Genomic DNA, 19,277 nt, shown 5'->3' with positions numbered 1-19,277 from the left:
CCGAACACGGCGAAGGGCCGGTCCCCCGGAGATGTTCCGGGGGACCGGCCCTTCTTCGGTGCCCGCTCCGCCGCGTGCCCGGGCGTGAATAAAGGCCTTGGCCCGGATCGAGGAAACGATCCGGGCCAAGGCCTGAATGAACGCCGACGCCTGACTCAGGCGCAGAGGGCGCCCCTTAGTTGTCGTCCTCGTCGATGAGGAATCCGCGCATCGGCGACGGGGCCTGCTGCATCGGCTGCGGCGCCTGGGGCCGCACCGGTGCCATCGGCTGCGTCATCGCGGGCGACATCTGCTGCTGTCCGCCCCCGTACGAGGGGCCGCCGCTCTGCTGGTTGCCGCCCATGCCCTGGTTGCCACCGTAGGACGGGGCACCCGCACCGGCCGGAGCCATCGAGGGCGCCGGGGACGGCGGCAGGGAGGCGGTCGCCGGGGTACGCGGCGGGGCCAGCGAGTCGTCGGCCTGGGTCTCCAGTTGACGGAGCTGCGACTCCAGGTAGGACTTCAGGCGCGTACGGTACTCGCGTTCGAAGCCGCGCAGGTCCTCGACCTTGCGCTCCAGCGTGGCGCGGGCGGACTCCAGCGAGCCCATCGCGACGCGGTGCTTCTCCTGCGCGTCCCGCTCCAGGGCGTCGGCCTTGGCACGGGCGTCACGCTCAAGCCCCTCGGCGCGGCTGCGGGCCTCGCCGACGATCTTGTTGGCCTCGGAGCGGGCCTCGGCGATCGCCTGGTCGGCGGTCTGCTGGGCCAGCGACAGGACGCGCGCGGCGCTGTCGCCGCCGGGACCCTGACCGGGCTGCTGCATCTGCGGGGGACCACCGTGGCCGCCCATGGGGCCACCCATCGGGCCGCTGAGCTGACCCTGCTGGCCCATGGGGCCCTGCCCCATGGGGCCCTGCCCCATCGGACCCTGACCCATGGGGCCCTGGCCCATCGGACCGGGACCCTGCGGGCCAGGTCCCTGGGGACCGTGGCCACCAGGACCGGCCGGGAGCTGCGGAGCACCGCTCGGCAACTGCGGCGGGCCGCCCATGGGGCCGCCCATCTGCTGCTGCTGCGGCGGGCCCGATATCCCGGCGGGTACCGGCTGGCCGGGGCCTCGCATACCCTGCGGGGGTCCCTGCTGGTGGCCTTGCTGATGGCCCTGCTGGTCCTGCGGTCCGCCCTGGCCCTCGGGGCCACCGGGACCGCCGGGGCCCTTGCGCATTCCGCCCTGCTGCTGGTTCTGCGCGGCGGCGCGGGTCGCCGCGGCCAGCTTGGCGCGCAGGTCCTCGTTCTCGCGGAGCAGGCGGGTCAGTTCGGCTTCGACCTCATCGAGGAAGGCATCGACCTCGTCCTCGTCATAGCCTTCTCGGAGGCGGACGGTCGTGAACTGCTTGTTCCGCACGTCCTCGGGGGTCAACGGCATCTCTTCACCTCAACGTAGTCGTCGGCATTCGGCAAGAACGTAGTTGACATCGCGCTCACAGCCGGCTCACGACGGAGATCAGGATGTAGACGATGATCATCAGTACGAAGAAGGACAGGTCGAGCGCCACGCCCCCGAGACGCAGCGGCGGGATGACCCGCCGCAGAAGCTTGAGCGGTGGATCAGTGACAGTGTAGGTGGCCTCAAGAACGACCACCATCGCCTTGCCGGGTTGCCACGAGCGGGCGAACTGGAAGACGTAGTCCATGACCAGCCGGAAGATCAGCACGATGAGGAAGCACATCAGCGCGATGTAGACCACATCCAAAACCACGCCCATGTCGGCGGTTCCCTCTCCCCTGTGTCTCGTGCCTCTGACTGGTTGGCCAGTCGTCGAACTGGTGCTGCGTCTCAGCTCTGGTTGAAGAACCCGCCCTCTGCGATACGGGCCTTGTCCTCCGCCGTGACATCGACGTTAGCAGGAGACAACAGGAACACCTTCTGGGTCACCCGCTCGATGCTGCCGTGCAGACCGAAAACGAGACCGGCGGCAAAGTCGACAAGTCGCTTCGCGTCGGTGTCGTCCATCTCCGTCAAATTCATGATCACCGGAGTGCCCTCACGGAAGTGTTCCCCGATGGTACGGGCCTCGTTGTAGGTCCGCGGGTGCAATGTGGTGATGCGGTAGGGCTCCCGCTCGGACACGACCTTGGGCATGATCACCGGTGCGTTCTTCTCCAGGCTCTGACGTTCAGGTGTGATGGATGCCACGGGGGCGATTCGCGCCGGACGTCCGGATTCAGCGGGGAGCGAAGTGGGCTGGCGCGTCGGCTCACGCTGTGCCGGCGGCTGCACCACCCGTACCGATTCGTCCACTTCTGCGGCACGGGAGCCGTGTGACTGATGCGACGATTCATGCCGGTCGTGCCGTCGAGGGGGACGCTCGGGTTCCGGGTCCAGCTCGGGTTCGAAGTCGTCATCGGGGTCGAACCCCCGGCCGTCGTACCCATCGTCCTCCACGAGGCCGAGGTAGACCGCCATCTTGCGCATCGCGCCGGCCATGCTCTGAGTCCTCCGCTCTGTGGTGGATCGGCTGACGTCAACCAACATGCCCGCGATCCACGTGATCTCCCCGCCCATCAGCGAGAATGACCATATTTTCTGCTGTGGTCCGACTTCTTGGCGACGTTACCCGAGCTTGGGTCGGACTCCGAGTACCGCCGTACCGACGCGCACATGTGTCGCTCCGGCCGCCACGGCCTGTTCGAGGTCCGAACTCATCCCTGCCGAGACCATGTTCGCAGCCGGATGGGTCGCGCGCAGGGCAGTCGACAAATCCATGAGCCGTTCGAACGCCGCCTGTTGCCGTCCCGCGTAGCTCCCGGTGAGCGGCGCGACGGTCATCAGTCCGTCGAGCCGCAGCCCCGGAGCCTCGGCCACGCGCGCGGTCAACTCCTCGATGCCGCCGGGGCCGATGCCCCCGCGCTCGCCCCGGCCGTCCTCCTGCGCGTCGAGCGCGACCTGGATGAGACAGCCCAGCTCGCGCCCGGCCCGCTCCGCCTCCTTGGAGAGCGCCGTGACGAGCTTGGCCCGGTCCACGGACTGCACCAGATCGGCATAACCCACCACGGAACGGACCTTGTTGGTCTGGAGCTGGCCGACGAAGTGCCAGGTGAGCGGGTAATCCGCGCACGCATCCGCCTTGGGGGCGGCGTCCTGGTCGCGGTTCTCCGCCACGTGCCGCACGCCGAGTTCGGAGAGGATCCGCACATCGCTCGCGGGGTAGGTCTTGGTGACCACGATCAGGGTCACCTCCTCGCGCTTGCGCCCGGCCGCCGCGCAGGCGGCGGCGATGCGCTCCTCCACCTTGGCCAGGTTCGCGGCGAGTTCTTCCCTGCGCCCCTGAAAGCCCTCAAGGTCCTGAAGGTCCGTCATGTCGTATCAGTCCAGCCAGACATAGCCCGCAAGACGACCGGTGGTCCGGTCGCGGCGGTACGAGAAGTGGTCGTGCGACTCCCGCGTGCAGACCGGCGACTGCTGCCGGTCACGCACCCCGAGCCGCTCCAGTTGGGCATGGACCCCGGCGCTCACGTCGACGGCCGGGGTGCCCCAGCTCGTCTCGGCGTACGCCGCGGGCTCCACCGCGGCGACCTCCGCGCGCATCTGCTCCGGCACTTCGTAGCACCGGCCGCAGACCGCGGGGCCGGTGCGGGCCACGATCCGGGCGGGGTCCGCGCCGAGTTCCACCATCGCCCGCACGGCGGCGGGGACGACTCCGGCGATCATGCCCGGACGTCCCGCGTGCGCCGCGCCCGCGACACCGGCGACCGGGTCGGCGAGCAGAACGGGGGTGCAGTCCGCAGTGAGCACGGCGAGCGGGAGGCGGCGCCGGGTGGTGACGAGCGCGTCGACGTGCGGGATGTCGGCGTCCGTGGCCCAGGGCCCGTCCACCACCGCGACGTCGGGTCCGTGCACCTGGTTCATCCAGACGACCCGGGAGGGTTCGAGGCCGAGCGCCTCGGCGGCCAGTTCCCGGTTGCGCAGCACGGCTTCGCGGTCGTCGCCGACCGCGCCGCCGAGATTGAGCTCCTCGTACGGAGCGGCGCTCACCCCGCCCCACCGGTCGGTGAAGGCGAAGTGCGCGCCACTCGTGGAGGTCGAAGCGTCCTGCTGTCCTATCACTGCCGCGCGGTCCCCATCGGGCTCAGGAACGTCACTTCAGGAAGTCCGGGACGTCCAGCTCCTCGGCCTGGCTGTCCGGGTAGGACGGCCGGGGCACGTGGGGCGTGCTGACCGGGGCGGCCGGGGCCTCGCTCACCGGGGCGGGCGGCTCGGTCGGCTCCGGGGGCTTCGACTCCTCGCGCTGCGTGACGCTGCCGAGGTTGCCGAAGGTCGGGCGCGCGGGCTCGGGGGCCGGCGCCGGACGGGAGGCGGGTACCGGTTCCTCGCGCTTGGCGGACGACGAGCCGATCACGTTGTCCCGCTTGGCCGGTGGCTGTCCGCCGTCGAACCCGGCGGCGATGACGGTGACCCGCACCTCGTCGCCGAGGGCGTCGTCGATGACCGCGCCGAAGATGATGTTGGCCTCGGGGTGCGCGGCCTCGCTGACCAGTTGGGCCGCTTCGTTGATCTCGAAGAGGCCGAGGTCGCTGCCGCCGGAGATGGACAGCAGCACGCCGCGGGCGCCGTCGATGGACGCTTCGAGGAGCGGCGAGGAGATCGCCATCTCCGCCGCGGCCACCGCGCGGTCGTCGCCGCGGGCCGAGCCGATGCCCATGAGGGCCGAACCGGCCTCGGACATGACGGACTTGACGTCCGCGAAGTCGAGGTTGATCAGGCCGGGCGTGGTGATGAGGTCGGTGATGCCCTGGACACCGGAGAGCAGGACCTGGTCCGCCGACTTGAAGGCGTCGAGGACGGAGACCTGCCGGTCCGAGATGGACAGGAGCCGGTCGTTCGGGATGACGATGAGGGTGTCGACCTCTTCGCGGAGCTCGGCGATGCCGTCCTCCGCCTGGTTGGCCCGGCGCCGTCCCTCGAAGGTGAACGGGCGGGTGACCACGCCGATCGTCAGGGCACCCAGTGAGCGGGCGATGTTGGCCACGACGGGCGCGCCGCCGGTGCCGGTGCCGCCGCCTTCGCCGGCGGTGACGAAGACCATGTCGGCCCCCTTGAGGACCTCCTCGATCTCCTCACGGTGGTCCTCGGCCGCCTTGCGCCCGACTGCCGGATTGGCTCCGGCGCCGAGTCCGCGGGTGAGTTCACGGCCGACGTCGAGCTTGACGTCCGCGTCGCTCATCAACAGGGCTTGCGCGTCGGTGTTGATGGCGATGAACTCGACGCCCTTGAGACCGACCTCGATCATCCGGTTGATGGCATTGACACCACCGCCGCCGACACCGATGACTTTGATGACTGCGAGGTAGTTCTGCGGTGCTGCCACGTCGAAGGCCTCTCGCCTCGAGTTACGTGTCGCCGCCTCGCGTTCTGCCGATGCGACGACTGATGTCGAATGGGGACGGTCCGGACTACTAGTCGACTGCCGACCCGAACCCTAACGGTGAAGTTTAGGGTTACCAGTGTGTCTGTTCCCTGGACTCTTCCGAACCTGACACTAAGTCGACAAGTGGCGCCCGTTCAACGAACACGCCGAACCTCCCGTTTTTCTTTTCACCCTATGTGATCAGCCGTAGCGCCGCTAAACCAGGGTGCTGGCCTGCGCCGATGTGCGTCAACTCCTGGACGAGGCAGGGGCGGTGGGAACACTCACGTCGAAGTGGCGGGCCTTGGGAGCGGCTTTCATGAGGGCGGTGAGGACCCGCGCCTTCGTCTCACCCTTCTCGGCGCTTCCCCATACGACGACCCGTTCGCCGGAGAGTTCCAGCGAGATGTCGTCGTACGAACGCACCCTGACGGTACGGGTGTCGCGGGCGACCTCCGCCGGGAGGCGCCGCGCGACGCGGACCGCTTCGCGGACCAGGCGGCCCGGGCCGAAGCGTCGCAGGCTCGCCGCCGCGCCGGACTGATCCGGCGTCAATTCCAGCCGGGGCACGCCTTTGGGCGCATGGTCGACCGTCGCGAAACGAACGCCTTTGCGGTCCACTTCGACGAACTTGCCCGCATTTCTGGCCTCTTCGACAATCAGGACCGGTTTACGTTCCGTCACTTTCAGCGTGACCCCGTGCGGCCACGAACGCTCGACGTCCACCGAGTCGACCCGGGGCAGTTTCCGGCGCACACGGTCCTCGACGGCGTCGGTGTCCAGGGAGATCAGCGGGGCGCCGATCGGCGCCGCGGCGGCCTCGCGCACCTGTGCGGGCGTGAGCACGTCCGTCCCCGAGGCCGTGACGCGCTCCACCCGCAGCCAGTGCGATCCGTACAGGAGCCAGACGCCGCCCGCGCCGATCGCCACCAGCAAGACTCCGGTGACGATCAGGGCGCGCAGGCTCGGGACGCGGGGCCCGCGGAGCGGGGGCGGGCCGGATTCGGACACCTCGGCTTCGTCTCGTTCGCCGCGGTCCGCGGTGGTCGCTCCGGCCACGCTGCTCCCTCTCTCGGCTCGGTTCGCCTCCGGGGCGTCCCTAGTGGCGTGCGTTGATCGCCTCGTACACCATCCCGACGAGCAGGTCGTCGGCGTCCCGCCGGCCGAACTCCGAGGCGGCGCGGGACATCTCGTACAGCCGGTGCGGGTCGGCGAGCACGGGCAGGACGTTGCCCTGGACCCACTCGGGGGTCAGTTCCGCGTCGTCGACCAGCAGTCCGCCACCGGCCTTGACCACCGGCTGGGCGTTGAGCCGCTGTTCGCCGTTGCCGATGGGCAGCGGGACGTACGCGGCCGGGAGCCCGACGGCGGAGAGTTCGGCGACGGTCATCGCGCCCGCGCGGCACAGCATCATGTCGGCGGCGGCGTACGCGAGGTCCATCCGGTCCACGTACGGTACCGGGATGTAGGGGGGCATTCCCGGCATCTGCTGCACGTGCGGCAGTTCGTTCTTCGGGCCGACCACGTGCAGGATCTGGATGCCGGACTGCTGGAGCAGCGGGGCGACGCGCTGCACGACCTCGTTCAGGTGGCGGGCGCCCTGCGAGCCGCCGGAGACGAGCAGCGTCGGCAGGTTCGGGTCGAGGCCGAACGCGGCGCGGGCCTCGGGGCGTACGGCCGCCCGGTCGAGCATGGCGATGGTGCGGCGCAGCGGGATGCCGATGTAGCGGGCGCCGCGCAGCTTGCTGTCCGGGGTGGAGACGGCGACCCCGGCCGCGTACCGGGAGCCGATCTTGTTGGCGAGGCCGGGCCGGGCGTTGGCCTCGTGCACGACGATCGGGACACCGGCGCGCTTGGCGGCGAGGTAGCCGGGCAGCGCGACATAGCCACCGAAACCGACGACGCAGTCCGCCTTGGTCCGCTCCAGGATCTGCTCGGCCGCCTTGATGGTGCCGCGCAGCCGCCCGGGAACGGTGATCAGTTCCGGGGTGGGCTTGCGGGGCAGCGGTACGGCGGGGATCAGCGCCAGGTCATAGCCGCGCTCCGGTACGAGACGGGTCTCCAGGCCGCGCTCCGTGCCGAGCGCCGTGATCCCCACGGTCGGGTCCTGCCTGCGCAGGGCGTCCGCGAGGGCGAGCGCCGGCTCGATGTGGCCGGCGGTCCCCCCACCGGCGAGTACGACATGCACCGAAATTCACCGCTCTCCGGACGTACGCACCGTGGCGCGCCGTCGCATCGTGTTCCATCTCATCCGTGGCTGCCGCATGGCCAGGGCCGCCCGTGCCGCCGGCTCGTCCCGCGCGAACGCGATCAGCAGGCCTACGGCGAACATGGTCGGCAGCAGCGCGGACCCCCCGTACGAGAACAGCGGGAGCGGGACCCCGGCGATCGGCAACAGGCCGAGCACCGCACCGATGTTGACCACGGCCTGCGCCGTGATCCAGGTCGTCACGCCTCCCGCGGCATATCTCACGAAGGGGTCCTCCGTGCGTCCGGCCACGCGGATACCCGCATAGCCTAGAGCCGCGAACAGGGCGAGCACCGACAGCGTCCCCGCCAGGCCCAGTTCCTCACCGGTGATGGCAAAGATGAAGTCCGTGTGCGCCTCGGGAAGTTGACCCCATTTTTCCACACTCGCGCCGAGCCCGGAACCGAAGAATCCGCCGGAGGCCAGCGCGTAGATCCCGTGCAGTCCCTGCCAGCACATGTCGTCGGGTCCGGCGTCGGCGCGGCCCAGGCAGGCGAGCCTGGCCATGCGGTTGGGGCTGGTCTTGATGAGCATGATGCCGATGGCGCCGGCCACCGACAGGACGCCCACGAACAGCCGTGTGGGGGCGCCCGCGAGCCACAGCAGGCCGAAGAGGATGGCGGTGAGCAGGATCGCCGTGCCCATGTCGCCGCCGAGCATGATCAGGCCGAGCAGCAGGAACGCCATCGGGACGAGCGGCACCAGCATGTGCTTCCACTGCGTGAGCAGCCGCTTGTCGTGCTTGCGGGCGAGCAGGTCGGCGCCCCACAGGATGAGCGCCAGCTTCCCGAACTCGCTGGGCTGGAGCATGAACGGGCCGCCGAGGGAGATCCAGTTCTGGTTGCCGTTGATCGACACCCCTATCCCCGGCACCTGCACCAGGACCATCAGGAAGACGCTGACGGCGAGGATCGGGTAGGCGAGGGCGCGGTGCAGCTTCACCGGCATCCGCATCGCGAGCACGAGCAGGATCGCGCCGATGACGGCCGCGACGAACTGCTTGCGGAAGAAGTACGAGCTGGACAGGCCCATCTGGAGGGCCGTGATCATCGAGGCCGAGTAGACCATCACCAGGCCGAGGCCGGTGATGAGCAGCGCGGAGCCGAGGATCAGGTAGTACGCGGTGAGCGGCCGGTCCCAGGCGCGGCGGGCCTGCGTGTACAGGCGGCGTACCGGGTTGGCGCGCGCCCGGTAGACGCGGCTGGTCCTTCTCGGCGGGGCCGCGGGGCGCTTGGTGGTGCGGGCGCTGCTACCGGGCATTGCCGCTCCCCCACGGTGAGCCGTACGGCTTTACCTGTCGCGCTGCCACGTTCCCCTCCCGAGGGTGCCCGGCGTCACCGGGCACCCGAAGGTACCGTCAGACGCTGGTGGCGCCCAATTCGCGGACTGCTTCCGCGAACGCCTCGCCACGCTTGTTGTAGTTGGTGAACATGTCCATCGACGCACAGGCCGGGGCCATCAGCACGGTGTCCCCCGGGCGGGCGAGCCGTGTCGCCTCCCGGACCGCCGCGGACATCGCCCCAGTGTCGGTCCGGTCGAGGTCGACGACCGGTACTTCCGGGGCGTGTCGTTGCAGGGCTTCGCGGATCAGGGCGCGGTCCGCGCCGATCAGGACGACGCCGCGCAGCCGCTTCGCAGCGCCCGTGACGAGGTCGTCGAAGGTCGCGCCCTTGGCGAGCCCGCCCGCGATCCAGACGATCGACTCGTAGGCCGCCAACGAGGCTTGCGCCGCGTGGGTGTTGGTGGCCTTGGAGTCGTCGACGTAGGCGATCCCGTCGACGTCGGCGACGTGCGCGATGCGGTGGGCGTCGGGGGTGAAGGCGCGCAGTCCGTCGCGGACGGCGGCCGGCTCGACGCCGAAGGCGCGGGCGAGGGCCGCCGCGGCGAGGGCGTTGGCGATGTTGTGCGGGGCCGGCGGGTGCACGTCGGCGACCTCGGCCAGTTCCTGGGCGTTCTTCTGCCGGTCCTCTACGAAGGCCCGGTCGACCAGGATGCCCTCGACCACGCCGAGTTCGGAGGGGCCCGGCGTGCCGAGGGTGAAGCCGATGGCGCGGCAGCCCTCCTCCACGTCGGCCTCGCGGACCAGGTCCTCGGTGGCCTTGTCGGCGGTGTTGTAGACGCAGGCGACCTGGTTGCCCTCGTAGATACGGCCCTTGTCGGCGGCGTACGCCTCCATGGAGCCATGCCAGTCGAGGTGGTCGGGCGCGAGGTTGAGGACGGCCCCGGAGTGGGCGCGCAGCGAGGGAGCCCAGTGCAGTTGATACGAGGACAGCTCCACGGCGAACACGTCGTAGGCGTCGTCGCCCTCGAGGACGACGTCGATGATCGGGGTGCCGATGTTGCCGACGGCCGCCGTGCGCAGGCCCGCCGCCGTCAGGATCGAGGCGAGCATCTGCACGGTGGTGGTCTTGCCGTTCGTGCCGGTGACGGCGAGCCAGGGCGCCGCGCCGGGGCCGCGCAGCCGCCAGGCGAGCTCCACGTCGCCGATGACGTCCACACCCGCCTCGGCCGCCGCCGCGAAGAGCGGTGAGGTCGGCGCCCAGCCGGGCGAGGTGACGACCAGTTCGGTGCCCTCGGGCAGCGTGGCCGCGTCCTTGAGACGTACGGAGATGCCCTCTTCCTTAAGAAGGGCGGCCTTTTCGTGGTGGGCGGGGCCGTCGCCGCCGTCCACCACGGTGACCGACGCGCCGAGGCCGGCCAGGGCGCGGGCGGCGCTGAGGCCGCTCACGCCGAGACCGGCGACGGTGATGCTCATCCCCTGCCAGGAACCCTGACCAGATGTCACTTCTTGGCTGCCCATCCTGCGTAGAAGAGGCCGAGTCCGACGATCACGCACATGCCCTGGATGATCCAGAAGCGGACCACGACAAGGACTTCGGACCACCCCTTGAGTTCGAAGTGGTGCTGGAGCGGCGCCATCCGGAAGACGCGCTTGCCGGTCATCTTGAAGGAGCCGACCTGGATGACCACGGACATCGTGATCATCACGAACAGACCACCGAGCAGCGCGAGCAGCAGCTCGGTGCGCGAGCAGATCGCGAGACCGGCGAGGGCGCCACCGAGGGCCAGGGAGCCCGTGTCACCCATGAAGATCTTGGCGGGCGAGGTGTTCCACCACAGGAAGCCGAAGCAGGCGCCCATGAGGGCCGACGCGACGACGGCCAGGTCGAGTGGGTCTCTGACCTCGAAACACGCCGCCGGGTTGGTGAGGGTCTGCGCGTTGGCGCAGGACTCCTGGAACTGCCAGACGCCGATGAAGGTGTACGCGCCGAAGACCATGACGGAGGCGCCGGTGGCGAGGCCGTCGAGGCCGTCGGTCAGGTTCACGCCGTTCGACATCGCGAGGATCATGAACAGCGCCCAGACGACGAAGAGCACCGGGCCGATCGTCCAGCCGAAGTCCTCCACGAAGGAGAGGCGGGTCGAGGCCGGGGTCTGCCCGCGGGCGTCCGCGAACTGGAGGGACAGCACCGCGAAGGCGATGCCGACGGTGAGCTGTCCCGCCATCTTCGCCTTGGCCCGCAGGCCGAGCGAGCGCCGCTTGACGATCTTGATGTAGTCGTCGAGGAAGCCGACCAGGCCCATGCCGGCCATCAGTCCGAGCACGAGCAGACCCGACAGGGTCGGGGTCGCGCCGGTGATCAGCTTCGACAGGAAGTACGCGATGAGGGTCGCCAGGATGAAGGCGATACCACCCATGGTCGGCGTACCGCGCTTGGCGTGATGCTCGCGCGGGCCGTCGTCACGGATGTACTGCCCGTAGCCCTTGCGCGCGAGGAGCTTGATCAGCAGCGGCGTTCCGATCAGGGTCAGGAAGAGCCCGATCACGCCCGCGAAGAGGATCTGCTTCATCATCGGGCATCGACCTCGCCCTCGAGCAGCGCCTGTGCCACGCTCTCCAGGCCCACCGACCTGGATGCCTTCACGAGCACGACGTCACCCGGGCGCAGCTCGCTGCGCAACAGGTCGATCGCCGCCTGTGCGTCGGACACGTGCACCGACTCCTCACCCCACGAACCCTCGTTATAGGCGCCCAGTCGCAACCAGGACGCTTCCCTGCCCCCGACTGCCACGAGCTTGCTGACGTTGAGCCGGACGGCCAGCCGTCCGACCGCGTCGTGCTCGGCCAGCGACTCGTCGCCGAGCTCGGCCATGAGCCCGAGCACCGCCCACGTACGGCCCCCCGTTGCCCGTCGGGCCCCGCCCATTGCGACGAGCGCGCGCAGGGCCGCTCGCATGGACTCGGGGTTCGCGTTGTAGGCGTCGTTGACGATCGTGACGCCGTCCGAACGCTCGGTGACCTCCATCCGCCAGCGGGACAGGGAGCCCGCCTCGGAGAGCGCGAGCGCGATCTCCTCCACGGACATGCCAAGGTCGTGGGCGACGGCGGCCGCGGCGAGCGCGTTCGACACGTGGTGCTCACCGTACAGGCGCAAGGTCACTTCGCTGCACCCGGTGGGTGTGTGAAGGCGGAAGGCCGGCTGCCCGTTCTCCGTGAGCCGGACATTCTCGGCACGTACGTCGGCTTCGGCGGCCTCTCCGAAGAACAGCACCTTGGCCTTCGTACGGGACGCCATGGCGCGTACGAGGGGATCGTCGGCGTTGAGGACGGCGGTGCCGTCGGCGGGCAGCGCCTCGACCAACTCGCCCTTCGCTTCCGCGATCTGCTGCTTGCCGCCGAACTCGCCGATGTGGGCGCTGCCGACGTTGAGGACGACGCCGACGCGCGGGGGCGTCAGGCCCGTCAGGTACTGGATGTGGCCCTTGCCGCGGGCGCCCATCTCCAGGACGAGGAAGCGGGTCTCGTCGGTGGCGGACAGGGCGGTGAGCGGCAGGCCGATCTCGTTGTTGAACGAGCCCGGCGTGAAGATCGTGGGCGCCTTGCGGCGCAGCACCTGGGCGATCAGGTCCTTGGTGCTGGTCTTGCCGGCCGATCCGGTCAGCGCGACCAAGGTGGCGCCGAGCCGTTCGACGACGTGCCGGGCGAGTGCGCCGAGCGCCGCCTTCACGTCGTCGACGACGACGGCGGGTACGCCGACGGGGCGGGACGCCAGGACGGCGACCGCGCCCTTTTCCACGACATCGCGCGCGTAGTCGTGGCCGTCCACGTGTTCACCCGCGAATGCGGCGAACAGGCTGCCGGCCTCGACCTTGCGCGAGTCGATGACGACCGGCCCGGTGACCTGGATCCGCGGATCCGGTATGTCGTACGTCTGCCCGCCGACGACTGAGGCGATCTCGGCGAGGGAGAGGGCGATCACAACTTCATCCCTGGGTCTGCTCGATGGCTTCGCGAAGCACCTGGCGGTCGTCGAAGGGACGCACCACCCCGGCGATGTCCTGGCCCTGCTCGTGGCCCTTGCCCGCGACGAGCACCGTGTCGCCGGGCTCGGCGCGTGCGACGGCGGCGGCGATGGCGGCGGCCCGGTCCTCGAAGACGGCCACGTCGCCGCGCTCGTGCGCGGGCACGTCGGCGGCGCCCGCCAGCATCGTGGCGAGGATCGCGAGGGGGTCCTCGCCGCGCGGGTTGTCGGAGGTGAGGATGGCCGTGTCGGCGAACCGGGCGGCGGCGGCGCCCATCGGCATCCGCTTGGTCCTGTCCCGGTCGCCGCCGCAGCCGAGCACGATGTGCAGCTTGTTCTCGGTGACCTTGCGCAGGGCCCGCAGGACGGACTCCACGGCGTCGGTCTTGTGGGCGTAGTCGACGACGGCGAGGTACTTCTGACCGGCGTCCACGCGCTCAAGTCGACCCGGCACACCGGGGACGGCGGCGACGCCGTCGGCCGCGGTCTGCGGGTCGATCCCGGCGACGGCGAGGGTGACGATCGCGGCGAGGGTGTTGGCGACGTTGAAGGCGCCGGGCAGCGGCGCCTTGGCGGCGATCCGCTCGCCCTGGGGACCGACGACGGTCAACGTCGAGCCGAGCGGCCCCACTTCGACGTCCTCGGCGCGCCAGTCGGCGTCCGGGTGGCCCTCGGCGGAGAAGGTGACGACGGGGTAGCCCGAGGCCGCGGACTCGGTGACGAGGCGGCGCCCGTACTCGTCGTCGATGTTCACGACGCCCTGTTTGCTGCGTGCGTGTGTGAACAACTGCGCCTTGGCCCGGAAGTAGTCCTCCATGTCGGAGTGGAACTCCATGTGCTCCGGGCTGAGGTTGGTGAAGACGGCGACGTCGAAGACGCAGCCGTCGACCCGGCCGAGCACGAGGGCGTGGCTGGAGACCTCCATGGCGACGGCCTCGACGCCGCGCTCGCGCATGACCGCGAACAGGGCCTGCAGGTCGGTGGCTTCGGGGGTGGTCCGCTCGGACTTGATGCGCTCGTCGCCGATGCGCATCTCGACGGTGCCGATGAGCCCGGTGGAGCGGACCGCCTTCAATCCGCCCTCGACGAGGTACGCGGTGGTGGTCTTGCCGGACGTGCCGGTGATGCCGAGCTGGAGCAGGTCCTTGCCCGGGTGGCCGTAGATCGTGGCGGCCAGCTCGCCCATCCGGGCGCGCGGGTCCTCCACGACGAGGGGCACGAGCCCGGCCTCGCTGACGCGTTCGGCGCCCGTCGGGTCGGTGAGGGCGGCGACCGCGCCGAGGGTGGCGGCCTGCGCGGCGTAGTCGGCGCCGTGGGCGCGGGCGCCGGGCAGGGCCGCGTACAGGTCGCCGGGGCGGACCGCGCGGGAGTCGTGGGTGATGCCGCTCACGCGGGGGTCGGTGTCAGCCGCGCCGGCCGCGCGGGGCACGGGGACGCCGAGCTGATCTGCCAGTTCCGCGAGGGGGATGGCGGAGACCTCGACCGGTCGCGGCGGCCCGGGATATGTCACGGGTGCGCCCTTCTGGGGGGTTTGGGACTGATCAGCGTGTGGCACGGCGGTGAGCGTACCGGGCGCACCCCCCGGGGAGCGAAGCGAGGGGCGTGGCGGCCGGTGGTTCCCGGAGTCGGAGGTGATGGTTGTCACGAGCTCTTCACGGTGTCTTCAGCGTCTTCACTGAGTGGGGTGATCATGGTCACGGCGCGGACCGGCCGTCATGGCTTGAACGTGACGGGCAGCCTCGCCGACTTGGTGCCGGTGGGCGGCACTTGGAGGGTCTTCAGGGCGAACTCCATGACCTGCTTGTAGATGGGCCCGCAGATCTGGCCGCCGAAGTAGCTGCCCCTGGTGGCGTTCTGGATGGCGCAGTAGACGGTGATCCGCGGCTTGTCGGCGGGCGCGAACCCGGCGAAGGACGACGTGTACCCCTTGTAGCGGCCGGTAGCCGGGTCCACGCGGTTGGCCGTGCCGGTCTTGCCGGCGACGCGGTAGCCGGGGATGCGGGCCTTGGTCCCCGTGCCTTCCTCGTCGTCGACCACCGACTCCAGCATCCGGGCGACGGTCTTCGCCGTCTTGTTGCTGACGACCCGGGTCTCCTTGGGCCTGGGGGCGGGCGTGAACCGGCCGTCGGGGCCCTTCGCGCCACGCACCAGCGTCGGTTCGATCCGTACGCCGCCGTTGGCGATGGTCGAGTAGACGGAGGCCGCCTGCATGGCGTTGATGGAGAAGCCCTGCCCGAAGGGGATCGTGTACTGCTGCGACGTCGACCACTTGTCCGGCGGCGCGAGGATGCCGGAGGTCTCGCCGGGGAAGCCGAGCCCGCTCTGCCGGCCGATGCCGAACTTGCGCAGGTACGAGTAGAGGGTCCGGTTGGCCTTGGGCTGCGTGGCGCCGAGTTCGCCGGAGGCGAGGATCGTGCCGATGTTGCTGGACTTGGCGAGCACGCCGTTGAGCGTGAGGTGCCAGGTCTCGTGGTCGATGTCGTCCTGGAAGAGCCGGTCGCCGCGGTGCAGCCGGTTGGGCACGATGACGTGGGTCAGGGGCGTGGCCGCGTTCTCCTCCAGGATCGCGGCCATGGACATGACCTTGGCGGTGGAGCCGGGCTCGTAGGCGTCCTGGAGCGCGGCGTTGCCCAGGGCCGTCGCGTCGGCCCGCGACAGGTCGTTCGGGTCGAAGCCGGGCGCGTTGGCCATGGCCAGGACCTCGCCGGTCCGCGTGTCCTGCACTATCACGTAGCCGCGGTCGGCCGCCGACTTCCGCACCTGTTCGGTGATCGCGTTCTGCGCGGCCCACTGGATGTCGCGGTCGATGGTCAGTTCGACGTCGGAGCCGGCCACGGCGGGCTGCTCGGTGCTGCCCGCGGTCGGCACCTGCCGGCCGCCGGACTGGGCGTAGCGGATCTTGCCGTCCTTGCCCGCGAGATCCTTGTCGAGCTGCTGCTCGACGCCGCCGCCGCCCTTGCCGTCGGCGTTGACCCATCCCAGTATCCCGGCGGCGAGGTCCCCGTTGGGGTACACGCGCTTGCTGCTGGGGTCGGCGAGCACCCCGGACAGCACGCTGGCTTCGCGGCCCTCGGCGTTCGCCTTCTCGTTCAGCGTCGACCTGAGGTCCTTGATCTGCTTCCAGACCTGCGGTGTCTGCCGGGCGGCGAGCCGCACGTACCGCGTGTTCTCGGTCCTGAGCCGCTTGGCCAGCGTGTCCGCGTCGACTCCGACGATCGGCGACAGGAGCGCCGCCGCCTGCTCGGGCGCGTCCTTGGTCCCGGTGGCCTTCTCGGTGAACAGCGTGGGGTCCGCGGTGATGTCGTACGCGTCGACACTGGTCGCCAGGGAGACACCGCTGCGGTCGGTGATGCCGCCGCGCTCGGCGGCGATGGTGTGGCTGACGTACCGATTCAGCGAGGCCTTGGCGGCGTACGCGCTCGCGTCGACACCCTGCACTTGGAGGAGACGGACGACGAAGACCATGAGGACGAGGGTGAGGCCCAGGCTGACCATCCGCAGGCGAGGCCGCGGGCTGCCCAGGCGCAGTGGGGTGTGGGCCTTCGACGACGTGGGGCGCCGGCGCCGTGCGGCGGGGCGCGCGCCGGACCCTGGGCGCCGCTGTGGGACGCGGGGGGCCGTCCCGGCGGAGCGTGCCGGTCCTGGGACGCGGCGGCGCGGGGGCTCCCTGTCGGTCATGGCGTCACCTGCCGGGGTTCGAAGGAGCGAGGGCCGTGGGCGTCGCCGAGCCGGGCTGCTGCGGTGCGCTCGTCAGGGCGGGGACCGTCTCCGGCGGGAGCACCGGCTGATACAGCGGCGCGAACAGCGCGGCCGGGCTCGGCTTCCCGCGGACGGTGCCGTTCGGGGAGAGGAACGCCGGGTCGCCGCCCTCGACCATGCCGAGCTCGCGGGCGCGGCGCTGGAGGGCGTCGGGCGCCGCGTAGGAGTCGACGTCGCGCTGGAGCTGCTGCTCGTCGTCGGTGAGTTCGGTGGTCTGTTTCCTCAACTTGCTGAGCCTGAACGATCCTTCGTTGAGCGAGGAGTTCAGCAGCAGCAGCATGATGAGCCCGCCGCCGAGGAGCAGCACGACGAGGAGGACGAACGGGGCCCGGGCGGCCTGGGCGCCGCCGGACGGAGTGACCGGGAAGATCCGGGCGAAACGGGCGGCCCGTCCGCGTGGTCCGCCTCCCGAGCCTCCCCGGGGACCGGTGGCCCGCTGGGGGCCGGTGGCTCCCTTGGGGCCTTTGGCCGCCTTGGAGCCCTGGGCGTCCCTCGCGTCCTTCGGGCCGCTCCTGGCGGTCATGACCACCCCTCCACGCGCGCGTGCCTCACTCGGCGACCTCCTCGCGGATGCGCTGCGCACCCCGCAGCCGTGCCGGCGCGGCCCGGCGGTTCTCGGCGACCTCTTCCTCCGTGGGAAGTTCGGCGCCACGCGTGAGCAGCTTGAGCCGGGGCTGGTACTGCTCGGGGACGACCGGCAGCCCGGCCGGGGCCGTGGTGGCGGCACCGGCCGCGAACACCTGCTTGACCAGCCGGTCCTCCAGCGAGTGGTAGGACAGGACGGCGATCCGGCCGCCGACCGCGAGCGCCTTGACCGCGGCGGGGACGGCCCGCTCCAGGACGCTCAGCTCTCCGTTGACCTCGATGCGCAGGGCCTGGAAAGTGCGCTTGGCGGGGTTGCCGCCGGTGCGCTTGGCGGCCTGCGGCAGGGAATCGCGGATCAGTTCGACGAGCCGCGCACTGTTGCTGAACGGCTCCTTCTCCCGCTCGCGCACCACGGCCGAGACGATGCGCTTGGCCTGCTTCTCCTCGCCGTACTGGCGCAGGATGCGCACCAGCTCGCCCGGCGCGTACGTGTTCAGGACCTCGGCGGCGCTCACCCCGGTCGTCTGGTCCATGCGCATGTCGAGCGGCGCGTCCTGCGCGTACGCGAAGCCCCGGTCGGCCTCGTCGAGCTGCATGGAGGAGACACCGAGGTCGAACAGGACGCCCTGGACGCGGGGGATCTCCAACCGGTCGAGCACCTCGGGCAGTTCGTCGTAGACGGCGTGCACGAGGGTGGCGCGGTCACCGAAGCGGGCGAGGCGCTCGCCGGACAGGCGCAGCGCCTCCTTGTCGCGGTCGAGGGCGACGAGGCGGCACGCGGGGAACGTGGAGAGCAGGGCCTCGCTGTGCCCGCCGAGGCCGAGCGTGCAGTCGACGACGATCGCCCCCGGCTGGGCGAGGGCCGGGGCCAGCAGGTCCAGGCAGCGCTGGAGCATCACCGGAACATGTCGCTGACTCAAGAGGCCCTCTCAGGTCCGGCGGGCGGTCGCACGCACTGCCGGGTCCCCGCCCGCTCGTGAAGGGGATGATGGTCCGTCGGCGCCGGGGAAGTGACGCCGGCCGACCGGAGCGGGAGGAGGCCGAGCCGTACGTACGCGCCGCGCACGCGGGGAGCGTCCGGCAGCGCCGGGATCTCCGTGTTGCTTCGTCAATGGGGTTCGGCGTCACTTTAGTCCACAGTGCTCCCCGGTCAATCAACCGGCCTGCGCGTCGCGAGGCGCGTCCGGACCGCTCCCGCGTCCGATGCGTTCACCCGTTCGGCCCAGGCCCGGCCGTACCTGTGGATTAGCTCACAACAAGGTCCGATGACGTTCTTTGTCCCTTCCCGCAGCAGGCCACGGCCGTGTGCGGCGGCTAACGTCGTCACCATGACGACTTCCGCTTCTCGCCCGTCCGAAGACGCCATAACCGTGGACGGCTCCGTGACCGATCGCCTCGTCGAGTCGAACGCCCGGTACGCCGACGCGTTCACCGACCCCGGCATGGACGCGCGCCCCGTGCTGCACGTCGCCGTCGTCGCGTGCATGGACGCGCGCCTCGACCTGCACGCCGCCCTCGGCCTGGAACTCGGCGACTGCCACACCATCCGCAACGCGGGTGGCGTGGTCACCGACGACGTGATCCGCTCGCTCACCATCAGCCAGCGTGCGCTCGGCACCCGCAGCGTGGTCCTCATCCACCACAGCGGCTGCGGCATGGAGGGGCTCGGCGACGAGTTCCGCCAGGAGCTGGAGCTGGAGGTCGGGCAGCGCCCCACCTGGGCCGTCGAGGGGTTCAAGGACGTCGACCAGGACGTGCGCCAGTCCATCGAGAAGGTGCGCACCTCTCCCTTCCTGAAGCACACCGACGACGTGCGCGGCTTCGTCTTCGACGTGCAGACGGGCCGGCTGCGAGAGGTCCAGCCCCGCTGACCCTCCGCTCGGGCCCGCCCGGCATGCCCACAAAAGGCGCTAAGCCCCGACATATCGCGGCCAGTTATCCACAGGCGAGTGACACGAACCGGTAACGCCAACAAGAATGCGTACGTGACACCCC

17 protein-coding genes are annotated in these 19,277 nt (G+C 70.6%); 1 reads left to right on the top strand and 16 read right to left on the bottom strand.

The features are described 5' to 3' along the window. Positions 1-175: 175 nt before the first annotated feature. The 16 genes from ACIRF8_RS07030 to rsmH all read right to left on the bottom strand — a co-directional run bounded on the left by ACIRF8_RS07030 (position 176) and on the right by rsmH (position 18,202). Positions 176-1,405, bottom strand: a complete 1,230-nt coding sequence (locus ACIRF8_RS07030) for a DivIVA domain-containing protein (RefSeq protein ID WP_404211635.1) — start codon at positions 1,403-1,405, stop codon at positions 176-178. 55 nt (positions 1,406-1,460) lie between these two features. Beyond that, positions 1,461-1,745, bottom strand: a complete 285-nt coding sequence (locus tag ACIRF8_RS07025) for a YggT family protein (RefSeq protein ID WP_164301119.1) — start codon at positions 1,743-1,745, stop codon at positions 1,461-1,463. A gap of 71 nt (positions 1,746-1,816) precedes the next feature. Next, positions 1,817-2,467, bottom strand: coding sequence for a cell division protein SepF (locus ACIRF8_RS07020; protein WP_404211632.1), 651 nt, complete (start codon positions 2,465-2,467; stop codon positions 1,817-1,819). A gap of 126 nt (positions 2,468-2,593) precedes the next feature. After that, positions 2,594-3,340, bottom strand: coding sequence for a YggS family pyridoxal phosphate-dependent enzyme (locus ACIRF8_RS07015; RefSeq protein ID WP_404211630.1), 747 nt, complete (start codon positions 3,338-3,340; stop codon positions 2,594-2,596). Between the two features lie 6 nt (positions 3,341-3,346). After that, positions 3,347-4,087 carry a peptidoglycan editing factor PgeF gene (gene pgeF / locus ACIRF8_RS07010; protein WP_404211628.1) on the bottom strand — a complete coding sequence of 247 codons (741 nt, stop codon included), beginning with the start codon at positions 4,085-4,087 and terminating at the stop codon, positions 3,347-3,349. Between the two features lie 31 nt (positions 4,088-4,118). Next, positions 4,119-5,348, bottom strand: coding sequence for a cell division protein FtsZ (ftsZ, locus tag ACIRF8_RS07005; protein WP_404211626.1), 1,230 nt, complete (start codon positions 5,346-5,348; stop codon positions 4,119-4,121). A 288-nt stretch (positions 5,349-5,636) separates the two neighbouring features. Continuing rightward, positions 5,637-6,446 carry a cell division protein FtsQ/DivIB gene (locus ACIRF8_RS07000; protein WP_404211624.1) on the bottom strand — a complete coding sequence of 270 codons (810 nt, stop codon included), beginning with the start codon at positions 6,444-6,446 and terminating at the stop codon, positions 5,637-5,639. 40 nt (positions 6,447-6,486) lie between these two features. Next, complete coding sequence (murG, locus tag ACIRF8_RS06995) at positions 6,487-7,575, bottom strand: undecaprenyldiphospho-muramoylpentapeptide beta-N-acetylglucosaminyltransferase (protein WP_404211622.1); 1,089 nt, start codon at positions 7,573-7,575, stop codon at positions 6,487-6,489. Positions 7,576-7,581: 6 nt separating this feature from the next. Beyond that, positions 7,582-8,895, bottom strand: coding sequence for a putative lipid II flippase FtsW (ftsW, locus tag ACIRF8_RS06990; protein WP_404211620.1), 1,314 nt, complete (start codon positions 8,893-8,895; stop codon positions 7,582-7,584). 97 nt (positions 8,896-8,992) lie between these two features. Continuing rightward, complete coding sequence (murD, locus tag ACIRF8_RS06985) at positions 8,993-10,435, bottom strand: UDP-N-acetylmuramoyl-L-alanine--D-glutamate ligase (RefSeq protein WP_404211618.1); 1,443 nt, start codon at positions 10,433-10,435, stop codon at positions 8,993-8,995. Further along, positions 10,417-11,490 carry a phospho-N-acetylmuramoyl-pentapeptide-transferase gene (mraY, locus tag ACIRF8_RS06980; protein WP_399063009.1) on the bottom strand — a complete coding sequence of 358 codons (1,074 nt, stop codon included), beginning with the start codon at positions 11,488-11,490 and terminating at the stop codon, positions 10,417-10,419. Before mraY ends, murD begins: the two co-directional genes overlap by 19 nt. After that, complete coding sequence (gene murF / locus ACIRF8_RS06975) at positions 11,487-12,896, bottom strand: UDP-N-acetylmuramoyl-tripeptide--D-alanyl-D-alanine ligase (protein ID WP_404211615.1); 1,410 nt, start codon at positions 12,894-12,896, stop codon at positions 11,487-11,489. The genes mraY and murF overlap by 4 nt, the downstream gene beginning before the upstream one ends. Before the next feature lie 4 nt (positions 12,897-12,900). Continuing rightward, the gene (locus ACIRF8_RS06970) at positions 12,901-14,583 is read right to left on the bottom strand and encodes a UDP-N-acetylmuramoyl-L-alanyl-D-glutamate--2,6-diaminopimelate ligase (RefSeq protein ID WP_404211613.1); all 1,683 of its coding nucleotides are present in this window, start codon (positions 14,581-14,583) and stop codon (positions 12,901-12,903) included. 68 nt (positions 14,584-14,651) lie between these two features. Beyond that, positions 14,652-16,616 carry a peptidoglycan D,D-transpeptidase FtsI family protein gene (locus ACIRF8_RS06965; RefSeq protein ID WP_404211611.1) on the bottom strand — a complete coding sequence of 655 codons (1,965 nt, stop codon included), beginning with the start codon at positions 16,614-16,616 and terminating at the stop codon, positions 14,652-14,654. Between the two features lie 4 nt (positions 16,617-16,620). After that, a complete protein-coding gene (locus ACIRF8_RS06960) occupies positions 16,621-17,220 on the bottom strand; it encodes a septum formation initiator family protein (protein ID WP_404211609.1) in 600 nt (199 codons plus the stop codon). A 25-nt stretch (positions 17,221-17,245) separates the two neighbouring features. Then, entirely contained in the window at positions 17,246-18,202 is a 957-nt protein-coding gene (gene rsmH, locus ACIRF8_RS06955) for a 16S rRNA (cytosine(1402)-N(4))-methyltransferase RsmH (protein WP_404211607.1), read from the bottom strand. A gap of 345 nt (positions 18,203-18,547) precedes the next feature. On the opposite strand from rsmH, the gene ACIRF8_RS06950 reads away from it, so the two are divergent. Further along, positions 18,548-19,153: a beta-class carbonic anhydrase gene (locus ACIRF8_RS06950; RefSeq protein WP_404211605.1), complete on the top strand. Its 606-nt coding sequence runs from the start codon at positions 18,548-18,550 to the stop codon at positions 19,151-19,153. Positions 19,154-19,277 lie beyond the last annotated feature (124 nt).

Source organism: Streptomyces sp. NPDC102406 (genome assembly GCF_044765725.1).
Taxonomy (GTDB): Bacteria; Actinomycetota; Actinomycetes; order Streptomycetales; family Streptomycetaceae; genus Streptomyces.
Note: the sequence above shows the minus strand (reverse complement) of the source record. Positions and strands in the feature narration are given on the sequence as shown.

Excerpts from the sequence above, each read along its gene's own strand:
- ACIRF8_RS07025 (WP_164301119.1), bottom strand. The coding sequence starts at position 1,745 with ATGGGCGTGGTTTTGGATGTGGTCTACATCGCGCTGATGTGCTTCCTC.
- ACIRF8_RS06950 (WP_404211605.1), top strand. The coding sequence starts at position 18,548 with ATGACGTTCTTTGTCCCTTCCCGCAGCAGGCCACGGCCGTGTGCGGCG.
- ftsW (WP_404211620.1), bottom strand. The coding sequence starts at position 8,895 with ATGCCCGGTAGCAGCGCCCGCACCACCAAGCGCCCCGCGGCCCCGCCG.
- ACIRF8_RS07015 (WP_404211630.1), bottom strand. The coding sequence starts at position 3,340 with ATGACGGACCTTCAGGACCTTGAGGGCTTTCAGGGGCGCAGGGAAGAA.
- ACIRF8_RS07030 (WP_404211635.1), bottom strand. The coding sequence starts at position 1,405 with ATGCCGTTGACCCCCGAGGACGTGCGGAACAAGCAGTTCACGACCGTC.
- ACIRF8_RS06960 (WP_404211609.1), bottom strand. The coding sequence starts at position 17,220 with ATGACCGCCAGGAGCGGCCCGAAGGACGCGAGGGACGCCCAGGGCTCC.
- ACIRF8_RS07020 (WP_404211632.1), bottom strand. The coding sequence starts at position 2,467 with ATGGCCGGCGCGATGCGCAAGATGGCGGTCTACCTCGGCCTCGTGGAG.
- mraY (WP_399063009.1), bottom strand. The coding sequence starts at position 11,490 with ATGATGAAGCAGATCCTCTTCGCGGGCGTGATCGGGCTCTTCCTGACC.
- ACIRF8_RS06965 (WP_404211611.1), bottom strand. The coding sequence starts at position 16,616 with ATGACCGACAGGGAGCCCCCGCGCCGCCGCGTCCCAGGACCGGCACGC.
- murD (WP_404211618.1), bottom strand. The coding sequence starts at position 10,435 with ATGGGCAGCCAAGAAGTGACATCTGGTCAGGGTTCCTGGCAGGGGATG.